At 62.7% G+C, this 15,547-nt stretch carries 15 protein-coding genes and 1 pseudogene; 8 read left to right on the top strand and 8 right to left on the bottom strand.

The window, feature by feature from the left end:
- Positions 1 to 87 precede the first annotated feature (87 nt).
- The 8 genes and pseudogenes from OMK73_RS23880 to OMK73_RS23845 all read left to right on the top strand — a co-directional run bounded on the left by OMK73_RS23880 (position 88) and on the right by OMK73_RS23845 (position 8,634).
- Entirely contained in the window at positions 88 to 357 is a 270-nt protein-coding gene (locus tag OMK73_RS23880; RefSeq protein ID WP_267604205.1) for a hypothetical protein, read from the top strand.
- Positions 358 to 578: 221 nt separating this feature from the next.
- Positions 579 to 988, top strand: a pseudogene (locus OMK73_RS23875) (chemotaxis protein CheB); the annotation flags it as partial.
- Positions 977 to 4,288, top strand: coding sequence for a CheR family methyltransferase (locus OMK73_RS23870; protein ID WP_324291821.1), 3,312 nt, complete (start codon positions 977 to 979; stop codon positions 4,286 to 4,288). The pseudogene OMK73_RS23875 and the gene OMK73_RS23870, both read left to right, overlap by 12 nt.
- A gap of 1,398 nt (positions 4,289 to 5,686) precedes the next feature.
- On the top strand, positions 5,687 to 5,944 hold the full coding sequence (locus OMK73_RS23865; RefSeq protein ID WP_267604203.1) for a hypothetical protein: 258 nt from the start codon (positions 5,687 to 5,689) through the stop codon (positions 5,942 to 5,944).
- A gap of 34 nt (positions 5,945 to 5,978) precedes the next feature.
- The gene (locus OMK73_RS23860) at positions 5,979 to 6,356 is read left to right on the top strand and encodes a hypothetical protein (RefSeq protein WP_267604202.1); all 378 of its coding nucleotides are present in this window, start codon (positions 5,979 to 5,981) and stop codon (positions 6,354 to 6,356) included.
- 356 nt (positions 6,357 to 6,712) lie between these two features.
- Positions 6,713 to 7,465, top strand: a complete 753-nt coding sequence (locus OMK73_RS23855; RefSeq protein ID WP_267604201.1) for a polysaccharide deacetylase family protein — start codon at positions 6,713 to 6,715, stop codon at positions 7,463 to 7,465.
- A complete protein-coding gene (locus tag OMK73_RS23850; protein WP_324291762.1) occupies positions 7,419 to 8,105 on the top strand; it encodes a glycosyltransferase family 4 protein in 687 nt (228 codons plus the stop codon). The genes OMK73_RS23855 and OMK73_RS23850 overlap by 47 nt, the downstream gene beginning before the upstream one ends.
- Positions 8,020 to 8,634, top strand: coding sequence for a glycosyltransferase family 4 protein (locus OMK73_RS23845; protein ID WP_267604199.1), 615 nt, complete (start codon positions 8,020 to 8,022; stop codon positions 8,632 to 8,634). The genes OMK73_RS23850 and OMK73_RS23845 overlap by 86 nt, the downstream gene beginning before the upstream one ends.
- A gap of 126 nt (positions 8,635 to 8,760) precedes the next feature.
- On the opposite strand, the gene OMK73_RS23840 is transcribed toward OMK73_RS23845, so the two are convergent.
- The 8 genes from OMK73_RS23840 to OMK73_RS23805 form a co-directional block, all read right to left on the bottom strand.
- On the bottom strand, positions 8,761 to 9,405 hold the full coding sequence (locus OMK73_RS23840) for a glycine zipper 2TM domain-containing protein (protein WP_267604198.1): 645 nt from the start codon (positions 9,403 to 9,405) through the stop codon (positions 8,761 to 8,763).
- Positions 9,406 to 9,592: 187 nt separating this feature from the next.
- Positions 9,593 to 10,096, bottom strand: coding sequence for a hypothetical protein (locus tag OMK73_RS23835; protein ID WP_267604197.1), 504 nt, complete (start codon positions 10,094 to 10,096; stop codon positions 9,593 to 9,595).
- A gap of 298 nt (positions 10,097 to 10,394) precedes the next feature.
- Complete coding sequence (locus tag OMK73_RS23830; protein WP_267604196.1) at positions 10,395 to 11,501, bottom strand: ABC transporter permease; 1,107 nt, start codon at positions 11,499 to 11,501, stop codon at positions 10,395 to 10,397.
- Positions 11,502 to 11,509: 8 nt separating this feature from the next.
- A complete protein-coding gene (locus OMK73_RS23825) occupies positions 11,510 to 12,874 on the bottom strand; it encodes an FtsX-like permease family protein (RefSeq protein WP_324291820.1) in 1,365 nt (454 codons plus the stop codon).
- A 43-nt stretch (positions 12,875 to 12,917) separates the two neighbouring features.
- Complete coding sequence (locus tag OMK73_RS23820; RefSeq protein WP_267604194.1) at positions 12,918 to 13,595, bottom strand: ABC transporter ATP-binding protein; 678 nt, start codon at positions 13,593 to 13,595, stop codon at positions 12,918 to 12,920.
- Positions 13,588 to 14,298, bottom strand: coding sequence for an ABC transporter ATP-binding protein (locus OMK73_RS23815; RefSeq protein ID WP_267604193.1), 711 nt, complete (start codon positions 14,296 to 14,298; stop codon positions 13,588 to 13,590). The genes OMK73_RS23820 and OMK73_RS23815 overlap by 8 nt, the downstream gene beginning before the upstream one ends.
- Positions 14,252 to 14,836, bottom strand: a complete 585-nt coding sequence (locus OMK73_RS23810) for a hypothetical protein (RefSeq protein WP_267604192.1) — start codon at positions 14,834 to 14,836, stop codon at positions 14,252 to 14,254. The genes OMK73_RS23815 and OMK73_RS23810 overlap by 47 nt, the downstream gene beginning before the upstream one ends.
- Positions 14,837 to 14,965: 129 nt before the next feature.
- Entirely contained in the window at positions 14,966 to 15,532 is a 567-nt protein-coding gene (locus OMK73_RS23805) for a DedA family protein (RefSeq protein ID WP_267604191.1), read from the bottom strand.
- Positions 15,533 to 15,547: the final 15 nt, after the last annotated feature.

Raw genomic sequence — 15,547 nt, 5'->3', positions numbered from 1 at the left:
ACCAAAGGGGCGGGAGCCTGGCCGGGGACCGGAGATTCTGCGCTACCACCGTGCCCCGCAGGTGGTCAATGGCGTCGGGAGAGGTCTATGACCCAAGTGTTCTATCGCGGATTCCCTTCGCACGAGCGCACGGTCTTCAGCGTCGTGTGCCGGCGGTACGGCTTTATTGCGGACGACTTTGACGTGAGCGCGATCGAAGGCGTTGGCGCAGGTGCCGAGCGAACGCCGCGGATAGTGACTGTTGAATTGAAAACCACGAGGATGAGCATGCGGTACGCGGGGGATGCGGGTAATTTTTGGCCCGCGGAGTTCGAGCATGATCTGTCGAGCGATATATTCGGCCCAGCACCGGACTGACGTTTCGTGAAATTGAGATGATCTTTGTGGTATGACTTAAGGATCGCACAAACGCACCCGGTTCTAAACCGAAAATCACAACCCCCGCCTGTTTATCCGGTACCCACTCTGTGAGTGATACATCCCTAACAAATCCGGACACCTCATCCCCCTCCTTTCCAATAGTTGGCATTGGCGCATCCGCAGGGGGCCTTGAGGCGATTTCCGAACTCCTCGTGGCGATGTCCGCTGCGGGCGGCGCGGCGTTTCTGGTGGTGCAGCATCTCGATCCCTCCCGGCATAGTCTTTTGCCCGAGATCCTCTCCTCTCACACCGACATGGTGGTCCTGGAGGGGAGCGAGGGGATGTCGATCGACGCGGGCCACGTGTACGTCATTCCGCCGAACGCCCGCATGCTGGTGGACCAACGACGCATTCGCCTCCTGCCGCGAGAAGCCGCGCTGGGTCCGCCTATGCCCGTAGATGACTTGTTTGATTCGCTGGCCACAGACCAGGGGCGCACGCCATCGGCGTAGTCCTGTCAGGCAGCGGATCGGATGGCGCACTTGGCCTGCGTGCGATCCAGCGCGAAGGCGGCATCACATTCGCGCAGGATGAGCAATCCGCAAGATTCGCAAGCATGCCGAATGCGGCCATTGGCACCGGTTGTGTCGATTTCGTCATGTCCCCACGGGAGATCGCGGAAGAGATCAAGCGAATCGCGGATCAGCCGCACGTCTCGTCGGGGAGCGATCCTGACGACAGCCGGCCGGAGCATCCTGCCGGCCGTGGGTTGCGACACGTGTTCCGGCTGCTTTACAACGCTTGCGGCATCGACTTCACCCACTACAAGCGCGGCACGGTGGAGCGCAGGCTTTCGCGGCGAATGGCGCTGCGGCAGATTTCCTCGCTGGCGGACTACAGTCAGGCACTGGAATCCGATCCGGCCGAGTCACTTGCACTCGGACGGGATCTGCTGATCCGCGTGACCGAGTTCTTCCGCGATCCTGACGCATTCGAGGCACTGGTCCAGACCGTTTTCCCGCGTATCCTGGGTGAGCGAAACGCAAACGTACCCATACGGATATGGGTCCCGGGCTGCGCAAGCGGCGAGGAGGTGTATTCCGTCGCCATGTGTCTTGTTGAGTATCTGGGAGAGCGCGTCGCCAGCACCCCCATTCAGATCTTCGGGACCGACGTGAGCCTGGACGCCCTGGAGACCGCGCGGGCGGGACGCTATATCGAGAACATCGCTCGCAACGTCAGCGCCGAGCGCCTGAAGCGCTTCTTTGTGCGCGACGGCGATCACTACCGGATCGACAAGTCACTGCGCGATCTCTGCACCTTCGCGCGCCATAACATTGCCGCCGATCCGCCGTTCTCCCGCATGGATCTGGTGAGTTGCCGCAACCTGCTGATTTACCTTGACCCGGTCCTGCAGCGCAATGTGATTCCGGTATTTCACTATGCGCTGCGCGCCGAAGGCGTGCTGATGCTAGGCCCATCGGAGACGGTAGGCGCGTTCTCCGAGTATTTTGGTGTCCTGGAGAACAAGCGCGCCAGGCTGTATATCAGGAAGCCGCGCCCGGATCGCCTGCGCAGCGGCGCATCTAGCGGGGTCGCCACGCCGGAGTCGTCCGAGGGCGTGGCGCAGATGACAGCCGACAAGCGGGAACCCACAAGCGGGGCGCGGCTGCGCCAGGAGGCAGACCGCAAGGCGCTGGCGCGCTACGCGCCCCCGTCCGTCCTGTGCGACGAGGACCTGAATATCGTCGAGTATCGCGGGGACACGAGCGCGTGGCTCGTCAATCCCGACGGGCCGCCGAGCAGCAATCTCCAGCGGCTCGCCAAGCCTGAAGTGTTCCTGGCGGTGACTGAAGCGGTCAAGCAGGTCCTTCAGGAAGGCGTAGCAGTTCGAAAGTCGGGTTTGGACGCAGCCGGGGGCGCGGCATCGGAGACCAGCCTGGAGGTGCATCCCGTGCAAATCGCCGGTACTGACGGAAAATGGTTTCTGGTTTTCTTCGGAGATGTGCAGCCGCGATCTGCGCTCATGCCTGCTGCCGCGCCCGGACCGTTCAAGGCCTGGATGCTAGAGGCCTTGCAAAAGGGCATTGGCCAGAAGGCTGTGCATTCCCCTGGTGACAAAGACGGGCAGATCGCGCGGCTCACCGCAGAGCTCAATGCCACTCGGGAGCGGCTTCGGGCGACACTCGAGGAGCATGAAAGCGCGCGGGAGGAGCTGAAGTCGAGCGAGGAGGAGCTGCTATCCAGCAATGAGGAGTTTCGCAGCACGAACGAAGAGCTGGAGACTGCGAAGGAGGAGCTCCAGTCCATCAACGAAGAGCTTTCCACCACCAACGACGAATTGCGCTACCGCGTGCGCGAACTGAAGGCACTGCATGAAGAGATGACCCGGGCGCGGGACTATGCCGAGGCCATCATCGAGACCATCGCAGATCCGGTTGTGGTGCTGGACGCCGAACTGCGCATCGTGCGGGCGAACTCCGCGTTGTACCGGAACTTTTCAACCACGGCCGAGACGACGGTCGGCACGCGGTTCTACGCGATTGGCGATGGGCAATGGGATATCCCCGCCTTGCGCGAATTGCTCGAGGACATTCTTCCGCAGCGGCGCGTCGTTCGCGACTATCAGATCACGCATTTGTTTCCGCGCGTCGGGGTGCGCACGATGCGCGTGAATGCGCTGCGCATTGCCTGGCCGGCGCAGGCGCTCATTCTGCTTACCATTCAGGACGTCACGCAACAGCGCGACGATATGGCACGGCTTGAGGATGCCGATCGGCAGAAGGATGAATTTCTCGCCATGCTGGCCCACGAACTGCGCAATCCCCTGGCGGCGATTCGCAATGGTTTCCAGATCTGGAAAAGCGGCGTCGCCGATGAGGCGACCATCAAATCGGCGCAAGCGGCAGTCCACCGGCAACTTGAGCACGAAATCGGGCTCGTGGACGATCTGCTGGATGTTTCGCGAATCACTCGCGGCATCATTTCACTCAGGTCCAGGCGTGTCGATCTCGGGGTCGCCGTGCGGCACGCCGCTGAGTCGCTGCGCGCAAATGCCGCGGCGCGCCAGCATCGGCTGACGCTCTCGATACCGGACGAACCACTGGTCGTGAACGGCGACGTCATGCGGCTTGAGCAGATCGTGAATAACCTGCTGGGCAATGCGATCAAGTACACACCTGCGCAGGGCGAGGTTCAACTTGTTCTGGAGCGGCAAGGCGAAGAGGCTGTGCTGACCGTCATCGATAGCGGCATCGGTATGGAGGCCGCGTTCATTCCCAACATCTTCCGGATCTTCGTGCAGGCGGAGCCATCGCTTGACCGGCGCTCCGCTGGTCTCGGGCTTGGCCTGGCGCTGGTCAAGCGCCTGGTCGAGTTGCACCAGGGCTCCGTACGGGCTTCGAGCGAAGGCCGGGGCCGCGGCAGCAAGTTCGTTGTGCGGCTTCCGGTGCTGCCCCAGGGAACGCCGGCAGATCGACCATCGGAAGGCGATCGAAGCGATACGGTCGAGGTGCCATCCCAACGCATCCTGGTGGTCGACGACAACGCAGACGGGGCGCAAAGCAGCGCGGCGCTGCTCAGCCTTTATGGGCACGAGGTACAAGTCGCGGAAGACGGAGAGACGGCACTAAGCTACGTGCGAAGTTTTCGGCCCGACGTGGTACTGCTCGATATCGGGTTGCCTGGTATGGATGGCTACGAGGTTGCGCATCGGATCCGCTCGATGCCGGAACACCGGCATGTGCTATTGGTCGCCCTCAGCGGATATGGGCAGGCGGAGCACCGGCATCGGTCACGCGACGCGGGTTTCGACCACTATCTTGTCAAGCCCGCGGATCTCAGCGAATTGAACACGTTCATCGCTTCGTGGCGCCACAGCCGCGAAGAGGGAAGCGCTCCCTCGCAGAGTTCTGCGCCGGCCTCCTAGTGTCCCGTTCTGCTGATTCGTTCGCACAGTCTGTTGAGCAGGAATTGTAGGCTGGGGGAAGTGTGCGATGTGTATTGCTTGTGGCCCGCTGACGCGGGGGTGTCTCTTGTGGGCGGGGTTTTCATGCTTCTAGCTGCTGTCGCGGCTGGGCGGTGTTGCCGTTTTAGAACGTGTGAGATGTCACTTTTCTTTACTCGCTCGTAAAGAAAAGTAACCAAAGAAAGCGATCCTTGCAGGAGGCTGGCGTGGCGTCATTGGGGACCCCAATGGTTTCGTCGTACGGCCCCGGGTGCTAATGACCTCGTGCCGTTACCAGTTTAGATCATCACGACGCTGCCAATGCCCAGGGTTTCGTGGTGGCCCCCACCGGTAGCCACCACCACTTGTTTCATGCCGTCTGTCGCTCGCGGCGTGGGCGGCCACGAAGTTGCAGGCGTCCCGTTTCCGTCGTGGGCGCGGTGGCACCGAAAAAATAATTCCGCGGAGATTACCACCGCGCCCGCCCCACCACGAAACCATCGCGGTGTGATATATCGTGATGCTTCGAGCCGGTACCGGCAGATGGGCGAATGGGCAGGGATGCTACTACCGGCGGCCTCACCACGAAACCAACGTCATCCGCAGTATCGTGGCCATTCAAACCGGTAACGGCATGAGGCCATTAGAACCCGGGGCCTGACGACGAAACCACCGGGCTACGTAACCCCAATAAGCCAGCCTCCTGCAAGGATCGCTTTTTGGTTACTTTTCTTTACGAGTAAAGAAAAGTGACATCTCACACGTTCTAAAACGGCAACACCGTACAGCCGCGACAGCAGCTAGAAGCGCAAAAACACGTCCAGCCCATCAACCATCAAAGCCGCCCAGCCGCGCCAGCAGCTAGAAGCGCCAAAACACGTCCAGCCCGTCAACCATCAAAGCCGCCCAGCCGCGCAAGCAGCTAGAAGCATCAAAACCCCGCCCTAAAGAAACACCCTCGCCCTCATAGAAGGTGGGTTAAACCAGAGGCCCAGAGCCACAATTGAGGGGGCAGGTCATGGACAAGTTTAGCAAGTACGTGGGCTCCCGTGTCACCACATGAAGTTTGGGCGCACCTCCCGTACGGTAATTCGCTGCGCCCGGAAAAGCGGGCGGCCCGACACGCTGTCGTTCAGGAAGGGTCAACCATAGGCAATGTGGATATGCAATGTGGATATTTCTACCGAACTTGCAGGAATGACCCGCCTGCGCGGAGCGGCGAGCGTGCTTCGAAACCTCGGCCACGTTGCTCTCGGCCGGTTCAATCACGAGAATCATGCTTGGCATGAATCGTGCGGCAGTGAGTCGCAGGGTTAGGTGTCTGCCCACGTCGTTTCCTGAACCGGAGTCCACCATGACATCACATCTTACTTCGGGGATATGCTGTGGCGCTCCGACCTGCCCTCAACAACCAATGCCGAAGCGGCACCACGTGCCGAAATGACTGCCATTTTCCTGCACGATGTTCGATCGGGAGGGCTAACCCCGGAGGACAAGTCGTACGCGACCAGGCAGGTGGCGCGATGGACCGGTTTGAGCGAGACAGAGACCTGTTTAGGAGTACACGATGCGCTCGCTTCTTCTTCTCTTGGGGTGCCAATTCCGATCATCATCCTGATCGCGCTATTTGTGCACTAGTTTTCTTTGACAGCCGACAACCAGGGCAATCAAGATGAGCAAAGACGCGTTACCGGATATCAAGTGGCTCTCCGACGTGGAGGAGCAGGACTATCCTGCCGCTGAGTCCTACCTGACCATCCTCCACAGCCGGGATAAGGTGAGCAAGATGATGGCTAGGTTCAGAGCCGCCCCGGTCGTGAAATTCAAGACCGTGGACATTTTCAGAGCCTGCGAACTTCCATTGAAGAGCGCCAGCAATGCACAGGTCAAGGCCGAGAGAAAAAAGATCTCTAAGGGTGAAAGCCTCTCCCCGATTCTTCTTCTGAGAGATGAGATGCATGGCAAGGTCGTGATCGCGGATGGCTACCACCGTATGTGCGCCGTCTATGAAGTTGACGAGGAGACGGTCATCCCGTGCAAGATAATTTGAATGGGGCGTTTCCCTATTTTTTCAGTCCGAGTGCCACGACCTATAGCGGCGAGCATGCAAGTATGGAGACGGGAAGAAGCCGGGACGGCAGGCGATCTAGTACTCGGCGTCAGGCGTGATGCCGCCGCCCGGCAAGGAACTCCATACGGACGACATACGGACGCCGCGTATGGGACTGCGGGGCCACTCCTGCGGAGCGCCTGTATCCGTGATATTGTGGCCTTTCATCCTCATCTAAGGCTGCGCTAAGTTCTCCAGAGTATGATGAACAAAGGCCGGGTGCTGAGGATCTTCCCGGCTCCACGCTCCAAACGCAAGCCTGACGGTGTCACTAGCCGGAAAAAGCGAGACCAGGCATGACGTCGCATATCCCCATACTGATGTATCACCAGATCGAGGCGCCGCCGCCGCGAGGCACACCAATGCGTGGCCTCGTTGTCGCGCCACGCGCCTTTGCGTGGCAGATGCGAATGCTCAGATTGCTGGGCTTCCAAGGGCTCGCCTTAAGGGATCTGTTGCCTTACCTGCGGGGCGAACGGGCCGGCAGGGTCGTTGGCATTACGCTGGATGACGGCTATCGCAACAATCTGCAGCACGCGCTACCGGTATTGCTGCGTTGCAACTTTACCGCAACTTGCTATGCGGTCAGCAGCTTGGCCGGACACACCAACCGCTGGGACGCCGAGATCGGCGTCCCAGAAAAGCCACTGATGACGGTCGCTGAACTGCGCGAGTGGAGCCGCGCAGGGATGGAGGTGGGCGCCCATACGCGTACCCACGTCGACCTGACATCGGTGAACAGCGTCGTCGCTCGCGACCAGATCGAAGGTTCCAGGCACGACCTGGAGGCGGCGCTGGGCGTGCAGGTTCGACACTTCTGCTATCCCTTCGGGCGGTTCGACAACGTCACTGCGGATCTCGTGCGCGAGGCTGGTTTCCACACCGCTGTCACCACGAACCGCGGCCGCGCCGTTGCCGGCCGTAACCTGTTCGAGCTTCCGAGGGTGCCGGTCTCGCGTTCCACGCATCCTGGCCAATTCTTGCAGAAACTTGTCACCGCCTATGAAGACCGCCGAGGCATGGAGTCAAAGGACCATGATTCATGCTGAAGCAAGCGTTGAACTCCACGCTGACCCCTACGCGGCCTCGTCCAGCTCGCGGCTACGCGTGCTTGTCCTTAACTCCCGTTTCGACGGGGGAGGGATAGATTCGCATACGCTTTCCCTCTGCAAGGCCCTGGAACTACAAGGTTGCGAGGTAACGCTGGCAATTCCTGCTGCCGCCCGGTGGAGGGCCGCGGCCAAAGGAATGCGGGGCATCAAGGTCCGGGTCCTGGCAGCCAACCGCATCCTCTGGCCCGCAATCCTGGCGCAATATATCCGGGAAGAGCGGGTGCATGTCATCCACGCGCACCACGGGCGTGATTATTGGGTGGCAATCATGGCATGGATGCTATCGGGCCGCACCGCGGTGGTCGTTGTTACGCGCCATCTGATGACTCGGATCAAGGAAAGAACGCGTCGATATCTTGCCGCGTACTCCAGCGTGATCGCGGTATCCGACGCGGTGCGGGCATCCCTGCTGCTTGTAGATCCTGACCGCACGCTGAAGCTCAGGCGTATCTATTGCGGGATCGACACCGAGCACTTTCCGCGCCGTTGCCATGCAGCGTTATCGGATTCGGGTTGCCCTGGGACTGCCGCAGGATGCATGGATATACGCACTCTTCGGAGGCGCAGGACGACCTGACGGCAAAGGACAGTTCTACTTCATCCAAGCCTCAGCACAGGTTCTTGCGCGATGTCCGAAGTCCCATTTCTTGTGCGTCGGCGATGGCGAACTGATCCCGCAATTGCGCCAGCAGGCAGATGCCTTGGGCCTGTCCGGACGCATGCACTTCCGCCCGTTCGAATACGACATCTCGACGCTGATGCAGGGCATCGATGTGCTGGTGCATCCGCCCGTTGGCACCGAAGCGCTGGGCCTGGTCATCCTCGAGGCAATGAGCTGCGGCAAACCGGTGATTGCCACAGCCGTGGACGGTATCCCGGAGACCTTTGTCGATGGTGAACACGGCATTCTGGTGCCACCGCGCGATGCCGGTGCTTTGGCCGAGGCGATGGCCCGGCTTGCCGTGGACCCGGTCGGCGCGGCGCAGATGGGACGCCGCGGGCGTCGCTGGGTGAAGGCGAATTTCTCGCTGACAAACCTTGGACGCGAAACGGTTGAGTTATATCGTGAGTGCCTAAGGGCGGCGGGGCGTGGGCGAGGAACCTGAGGCGGCTCGTGACGGGCGAGGCCCGAGCAGCCAGGTTGCCCTGTACAAGGCGCTCGGCGACGGGGGATCAGGGCCCGGCCGATGGCGCCTTGACAGAGAGCATCGGCCAAGACCTCACACGGAACCTCACACGGTACCGGTGATTCCGCCATTTTCAACGCGCACCCGCTGGCCCACCCCCACATCGGGCTGCTGATGGTAGGTGACGACACGGCTTGAGCCGTCTTCCATGCGCACGCGTACCTGGTACTCGGTGTCGCTGCGTACACGCTGCTCGACCATATTGCCGGCGACCCCGCCGCCAAGGGCGCCCAGGACGGTTGCCACCGTTCGGCCGTTGCCCCCGCCGATCTGGTGCCCGAGCAGGCCGCCAGCCACCGCGCCACCCACCGCGCCCAGCCCGCTGGCCTGGCCCTGCTGTGTGATGGGCGTGATGGATTCGACCGTGCCCACGTTACTGTTGATGGCTACATGCTGTTGCCAGCCGGGCGAGGCGGCACGTTCGGCATGGGTAGCATGGGAAACCGTATGGATGCGCGGGCGGGCGACGGCCGGGGCTGCCGGTTGCATCGTGCCGTAAGCGGGCGCCATGCCGGATGCCATCGCGGCCGGGAGGGCCTGCGGTGCCAAAGGCGTCGCGTCGTTGCCGTGAACCGTAGGCAGGAGCCCCGTCATCGCGGCCACACCGATCAGGCTTGCGACGATGACGGCGCCCGCTGCGGTGGCGATCAGCGGATGCAGGCGATTGGGTTGTTGGCTCGTGTTTTCCATTTCGACCTCAGTGAAGTTACTGCGCTGTTCGGCTTGCGAGGCAGCAATGCAGCCCTGCAAAAAGACGAAGAGACCAAGCTTGCCTTTCGGCTAGCCTGCCTCTTCGCAAAGCTCCCGCACCCGAGCCGTTGTCACCATGGCCTTTCGGCCGGGCAACGTACCCTCCCGTCCATCGGGCAGGAGCTATTTATTGCTTCTTGGTCTTATCCACTTTGGCACCGGCTGCAGCCTTGTCGGCGTCGGCTTGTGCATCGACCTTCGCCTTGTCTGCCTTGGCCTGCGCCTTGTCTGCATCATTGCTTGCCTCGACCTTCGTCTTGTGGGCCTTTGCTTGCGCGACGTTCTTGTCCTTGCTTGCCTTCATTTGCGCCTTGGTCGCCTTGTCGGGGGCGCCCTTGGTCGACACGGCCTTCGCGTTGTCCACCTGAGCCTCAGCGGCTGCCTTGTTAGCATCGGCCTGGGCTCCCACCTTCTCCTTGTTGGCGCTGGCCTGCGCCTTAGCCGCATCGCTCTGCGCCTCCACCTTCTTCTTGTCGGCCTTTGCCTGTGCGACGTTCTTTTCCTTGTCGGCCTTTGCCTGGCTCTTGGTCGGCTCGGATTGCGGATGGGCCGCGGAAGCAGGAACACCAGTCTGTGCGAAGACGGTGGTGACGAGCGCGGCGGACGCGAGAGCAGCGAAAAGTTTTTTCATGGCTAGAACTCCTTGAGAATGAATCAACGGCTCGGCGATACGCCGCGCTTATGAGCAAGAACGGTATCCTCGGAGCTGCCGTTGACCCTCAAGTCGTGACAATCCGTAAGTTCTGCAACCGGGATGCGAGCATTGACGATTCCGGCTTCCGCCAATGCGGGATAGGCCGCTTCTTGTCATAGCTCGCGCATCCGTTGCACCGCGGGGACATGCGTCTGCCTGAGCGCGGCCGTCACGGCTAACACGACCGAGGCCAAGGCCACGGCAACCAGCGCACCCAGGTAGAGCCACGGCGCGCTCAGAAACTCGGGAGGGGATCGAACACGCCCGTCAACAGCTTGACCAGCATCCAGGCAAGCGCAAAGCCGGTCAGTGTTCCGATGCTGGTCCCCGCTACAAAGAGCAGGAGCGCCTCGCTCCAGAGAAATGCGCCAAGCTGCGCAGGTGTCGCACCAAGGGCAGACAGAATCGCGAAGGTGCGCCGCCGGTCGGCCAGGCCCAGGGCGAGAACAAGGCCGGTTGCGCCGGCCACCATGAGAACGGCGAAACCGAGTTCCAGCCGCGTCAGCCCGGCGAGGTCCACCGCCGTGAGGCTGGATCCGATGACGCGTCGAGCCTGGTCAACGTCGGTCACCTTGACCCCCGGTAACGCGGCGACGACGGCCCGTGCAGCCATCGCAACTTGCGCGGGAGTGGGCGTCTTCAATAACACCATCTCGGCCGCATCGGTGTGGGTTTTCTGGGCGACGTAACGCGCATTGGCCACCAGGAAGGAATCGCGAGGCGCGGTTGGAAATTCCCGGGCGACGCCGATGAAGTGGAAGGGCACGACGTGATATTGATGATCCTTTGCGCTCTGCATCCGCAAGTTGATCTGATCGCCGAGATGCAGCTGGAAATCCTTGACGGTTTCTTCCGACACTAGAATACCGTCGGGGGTTCGCGCGAGCAGATCGAGCGTGCCTTTCGCATTCCCACCCTCGAAGAACGCATTGGACATTCTCGTCGCTTCGCCAATGCGCGCGGCGTCTATCCCGTATAGGTCCTGCAGGTCCATGCCGACGTAGGCAAACCGGTGCTGCATCGCCTGCGCAGCCCTCACGCCGGGCAGGGCAGCGAGCTTCTGTAGCCTGGTTGATGCGGGCGTCTGCGAGGTACCGGTGACCGTCACGTCGGCACCGTTCGTGAGTTCTGCGTCAATGCGCGCCTGCGCGTTGTAGGTCGTGTTGAAGACGGCGGTCGACGTCGCGAAAGCGAAAGCCAGTGCCACCAAGGCGATGCCCTGCGTCATTCGCCTGCGCTGACGGCACAGAGCAGCGGCAACGATGCCTGCCAGCGACCCGGCCAGGGGAGCCAGCCACTTGGCCAGGCGTTCACGGCCCCGATCCAGGCCGGCGAGGCACAACCTGACCGTCAGCAGTCCAAGGCCCAGCCACAGCAGAACCGGTGCGAGGAAGGCCGTGTAATCGACCGAGGAGAAAGGGTGCCCTCGGGCGCCAGCACAACTTGATAGCCGGTGCGCCAGGTGCTCCAGAAGATGATGGCGGACAGGGCAAGGAGAATGAAATCGAAGCCGCCGCGCTGCCACAGCCGGCGGCGCTCAAGGCCGATCGCCATGCGCGCGGCCGCGACGGTCATCCGGCTGGCATCGATCCATGCCATCGCGAGCATGGCGGCTGGGGCAAGGAGAAGTCCCACCCCGGCGGCAGCCGCGATCCAGCCGATGGCCGAAGTGGCGAAGATCCCGGCATCGAGCTGCGCCTCGGACAGGAGTGTGGCAAGGAACAGTCCGGCGGTGGTGCCGCCAACGCCGACGCACGCCGCTTCGACTGCCGCCAGCTTGAGGATTTGCGCGCGCGATGCTCCACGAATCCGCAACAGCGCCTGATCGCGCCGGCGCCGGCCTGCGCCCGATGCCACCACCGCCACGGTCAGAAAGGCCGCCAGGATCGCCCCCGGCGCGCCGAGGAACAGAAACAGAACGCTGGCGTAAAGCGCGTCACTGCGGACCGCGTCAAGCCGCGCCGCCAGATTGTCGGCCATGATCCCATTGCCCGCGATGCGCGCCTCGAGATTCCGTGCCGCGCCGTGCACCGCTGCAAAGGCTGCCTGCGGATCGCCAGGAAGCCGGTCATGCAAGAGCCTGACATGCAATTGAGTACGGACCGAATCCGGCCTGATCGCCGCCTGCGGGCCAAAGACGCGGTGCCACTCGTTGATGGGCATCAACAGGACGTTATCCGGCGGTGCTTGCGGTGCCACCCCAGCCGGAACGCCGACAGGCTGCAACATCGAATCGGCATGCGGCAGGTCGACAATCCCGGCGACCCTGATGTCGGCCGGCGCCAGGCCGGCCCGATGGATGGTCACCGTGTCGCCGACCGTCACATGCAAGTTGGCCGCCGTTTGCTGTGCAACCAGGACGCCATCCGGGCTGCCGAGCAGCATGCGGAACTGCGCCGGCGCATCGCGGAAATAGGCCGCAGGCAGGCCAAGCACGTTGCCCTTGCCGGTGGTCTGCACGGTAGCGCCGGTATGGGCGTCGAAGCCGTCTACATCGGCATAGCCGACCGGTTGCAACAGCGAAACCGGCGTTGTCTCGCCGATGGCTGCGGCAAGCTCCTGGACGGTCGTCCCGGGGACCAGTTGCACCTGCCAGTCAACCGGCACGCCCGCGATCGCACGCCGGGTCATGGAAGCGGTGCTCTGCGCCAGGAATGCGCCAAGCGAGGCCAACAACGCCACGGTGAGCGCAACGCCCGCTGCAGCGCCCGCCAGGCGGCCCTTGCGCTCCTCAATCAGCCCAAAAGCCAGAGCGCGATCATACGCACCCTGCCGTGCTGCCCGTGCCGCTTAGCGTGCCGTGCTGCATGTGCCAGATCGTATCCATGCGCGCGGCGACCGCCGGATCATGGGTGGCAATGACGAGCGCCGTTGCAGTACCGCTCAGGTGGGCAAGCAAGGCATCGAGCAAGGCACGGCCGGTCGGCTGATCAAGCTGGCCAGTCGGTTCGTCGGCCAGGATCACGCTTGGCTTGCCGGCTATCGCCCGCGCCATGGCGACACATTGCATCTGCCCGCCGGAAAGCGCCTCGGGCAGTTTGCTGGCCAGATCCGCAAGGCCAAAGGTGGCGAGCGCATCCGCCACCGCGCTGCCGATGTCGCCTTGCACTTTGGCCATCAGCAGCGGCAGGGCGACGTTCTCACTGACCGTCAACGGCTCCAGCAAGCTCGGCGTCTGGAACACCAGCGAGATCTTCCCCGGCAGGAGGGTTCCGGCAGCGCCTAGCGCGGGCCATCGGAGCATGCCGCTCGTTGGCACGTCGAGTCCGGCCATGAGGTGGATCAAGGTGGACTTGCCGCTTCCGGACCTGCCCACAAGCGCGACCCGGTCTTTCCCGCACAGGCGGAACGTCGCCGAGACGACCGCGGCGATGGATGCTCCGCCTTGCTGGTAGTGCCGGCAAACCGATTGGGCCTCGATCAGGGTGTCAGGCATCGGCGATACGCCCATCCCGCATGCCGAGCAGACGATCGGCGTGTGCCGCCAGCGCCGTGCTATGCGTCGCGATCAAGACCGCGACCCCTGCGCGGCATCGCTCCAGCAAGTGGGTCAGGACCACGGCCTCGGTGGTCGCGTCCACTTCCGCGGTAGGCTCGTCCGCCAGCAGTACCCTGGGGTGCGACGACAAGGCAACCGCCAGCCCCGCGCGCGCCGCTTCACCGCCCGACAATTGCGAGGGGTGCGCCCGGCGTTGCCCGGTAAGGTCCATCGTCTCCAGCAGGAGATCGACCCTGCGCGGATCGGACTGTTTCGACAGTGACATCGCGAGCCGCATGTTGGCCTCCACCGTCAGGTGTTCAAACAGGTTTCCCGCCTGCATCAGGATGCCGATGTGCCGCGCCCGCAAGGCGGCGCGCACGGCTTCGGGCCGCCGCGACATACGGCACCCCATGACCTCCACATGCCCGCCATCCGGTTCGTCGAGCCCGGCGAGGCAGGCCAGAAGCGTGGACTTTCCACTGCCCGACGGCCCCATCAGGGCGACCAGTTCCCCCGCGTGGAGTCGCAGCGAGACGCCGCGCAATGCCGCCGTCTCGGCGTCGCCGCCATGATAGAAACGATAGAGTTCAAACGCCTCCAGCGGCCGCGGTTCAGCGCCACTGGAATGAATTTGACATGAGATTCCATTGGTCGGCATTGTCGGCTCCGAGCGGCGCAGCGAGGTCGAGGGTGGCTAACTTGCCGCTGCGGTAGATCAGGTAGCGACGGCTCTCCAGGCGCAACGACTTGTTCGTGACCGGGTTCGGCTCGGAGTTCGAGCTGTACACGATCAAGAGCGCCGGTCCGGATCGAAGCGCCACGTTCCTGATGGCCTCTATCTTGACCGCGCGCCCGGCCTTGAGCAGGTTCGCGGCCTCGTGATCGGCGGCTGGCGCTGCGGTAGCGGTGGCCACGGCGATGGAAACTGCGTTGTATTTGTCCGCAAAGGCTGTCCCATCGCGGCGATCCGTGCGCGCCCAACCCTCCGGCACCCTGAGCGAGAAGCCCAACGGCGACGTATAGGTCACGAAGACCTGGTTGTCGGGGATGTCGCCTGGTGGATTCTTCTCGGGTACGGCCGGTCGTTCCGTGGCCATGGCTGGGGCGCATACCGTTGGCGTGTTGCCGATCCAGGTTGCCCACATCACGGCGGCCACGGCAGCTGAGCGCGGGTAGTGCCTGACTCTGTGCCGCATGGTGGTTCCTTTCCTGATCAACGCCGACGCACGTGCTCAATGCGCGCGCAAACGGTTGCCGCGGATTGCCGCCGATTCCGCGGCCTATCCGTTATCCTCAGGGAGTCACGGGCGTTGCTACTTCCGTTGCTACTTCCCTGGCTTCGCAGGAGATCGGTACCGCGCGAATAGCCACCACAGCGCTCCGCAGAGCAAGATCGCGGCTAGCCCCCAGGCCTCGTCACTATCGAAATTCCCCAGCAGATACCCCAGGCCCTGTCCGAAGCCATAGCCCGCCCCGGCGATGGCTACCGCCCAGACGACGGCGCCCGTCAAGTTGAGAACCAGGAAGCGGAACCATGGAACGGCGCTCATCCCGATCGCGATCGGCCCGGCGATGCGCAGGCCATACAGGAATCGGATGGACAGGATCAGTGGAAGGTGATGCCTGTGCAGCAACGCGCTGGCGCGTGCCGCGCGTGATTGCATGGACGGAAATCGCGCCAGCAGTGCTGTCCCATATCGTCGACCGACATAGAAGTAAAGCTGATCGCCCAAGAAGCTTGCCAGCGTGCCGATCACGATCACGGTCGGCAACGCAAGATGGCCCCGATTCGCGGCAACGCCCGCCATGACGAGAATGGTTTCCCCTTCCAAAAAGGTTCCCGCGGCGACCGCGAGGTAGCCGTAGTCTTGAATCAAACGTGCGATATCCATGGCAAGGGCGCTCGT

The sequence above is a fragment of the Cupriavidus sp. D39 genome, assembly GCF_026627925.1.
Lineage (GTDB): Bacteria > Pseudomonadota > Gammaproteobacteria > Burkholderiales > Burkholderiaceae > Cupriavidus > Cupriavidus ulmosensis.
The sequence above is the reverse complement of the archived record's forward strand: the minus strand, read 5'-3'. Positions and strand labels throughout refer to the sequence as shown.

Excerpts from the sequence above, each read along its gene's own strand:
- OMK73_RS23835 (WP_267604197.1), bottom strand. The coding sequence starts at position 10,096 with ATGAAAAAACTTTTCGCTGCTCTCGCGTCCGCCGCGCTCGTCACCACC.
- OMK73_RS23845 (WP_267604199.1), top strand. The coding sequence starts at position 8,020 with ATGCAGCGTTATCGGATTCGGGTTGCCCTGGGACTGCCGCAGGATGCA.
- OMK73_RS23820 (WP_267604194.1), bottom strand. The coding sequence starts at position 13,595 with ATGCCTGACACCCTGATCGAGGCCCAATCGGTTTGCCGGCACTACCAG.
- OMK73_RS23815 (WP_267604193.1), bottom strand. The coding sequence starts at position 14,298 with ATGCCGACCAATGGAATCTCATGTCAAATTCATTCCAGTGGCGCTGAA.
- OMK73_RS23880 (WP_267604205.1), top strand. The coding sequence starts at position 88 with ATGACCCAAGTGTTCTATCGCGGATTCCCTTCGCACGAGCGCACGGTC.
- OMK73_RS23860 (WP_267604202.1), top strand. The coding sequence starts at position 5,979 with ATGAGCAAAGACGCGTTACCGGATATCAAGTGGCTCTCCGACGTGGAG.
- OMK73_RS23810 (WP_267604192.1), bottom strand. The coding sequence starts at position 14,836 with ATGCGGCACAGAGTCAGGCACTACCCGCGCTCAGCTGCCGTGGCCGCC.
- OMK73_RS23850 (WP_324291762.1), top strand. The coding sequence starts at position 7,419 with ATGAAGACCGCCGAGGCATGGAGTCAAAGGACCATGATTCATGCTGAA.
- OMK73_RS23870 (WP_324291821.1), top strand. The coding sequence starts at position 977 with ATGCCGAATGCGGCCATTGGCACCGGTTGTGTCGATTTCGTCATGTCC.
- OMK73_RS23855 (WP_267604201.1), top strand. The coding sequence starts at position 6,713 with ATGACGTCGCATATCCCCATACTGATGTATCACCAGATCGAGGCGCCG.
- OMK73_RS23865 (WP_267604203.1), top strand. The coding sequence starts at position 5,687 with ATGCTGTGGCGCTCCGACCTGCCCTCAACAACCAATGCCGAAGCGGCA.
- OMK73_RS23805 (WP_267604191.1), bottom strand. The coding sequence starts at position 15,532 with ATGGATATCGCACGTTTGATTCAAGACTACGGCTACCTCGCGGTCGCC.
- OMK73_RS23840 (WP_267604198.1), bottom strand. The coding sequence starts at position 9,405 with ATGGAAAACACGAGCCAACAACCCAATCGCCTGCATCCGCTGATCGCC.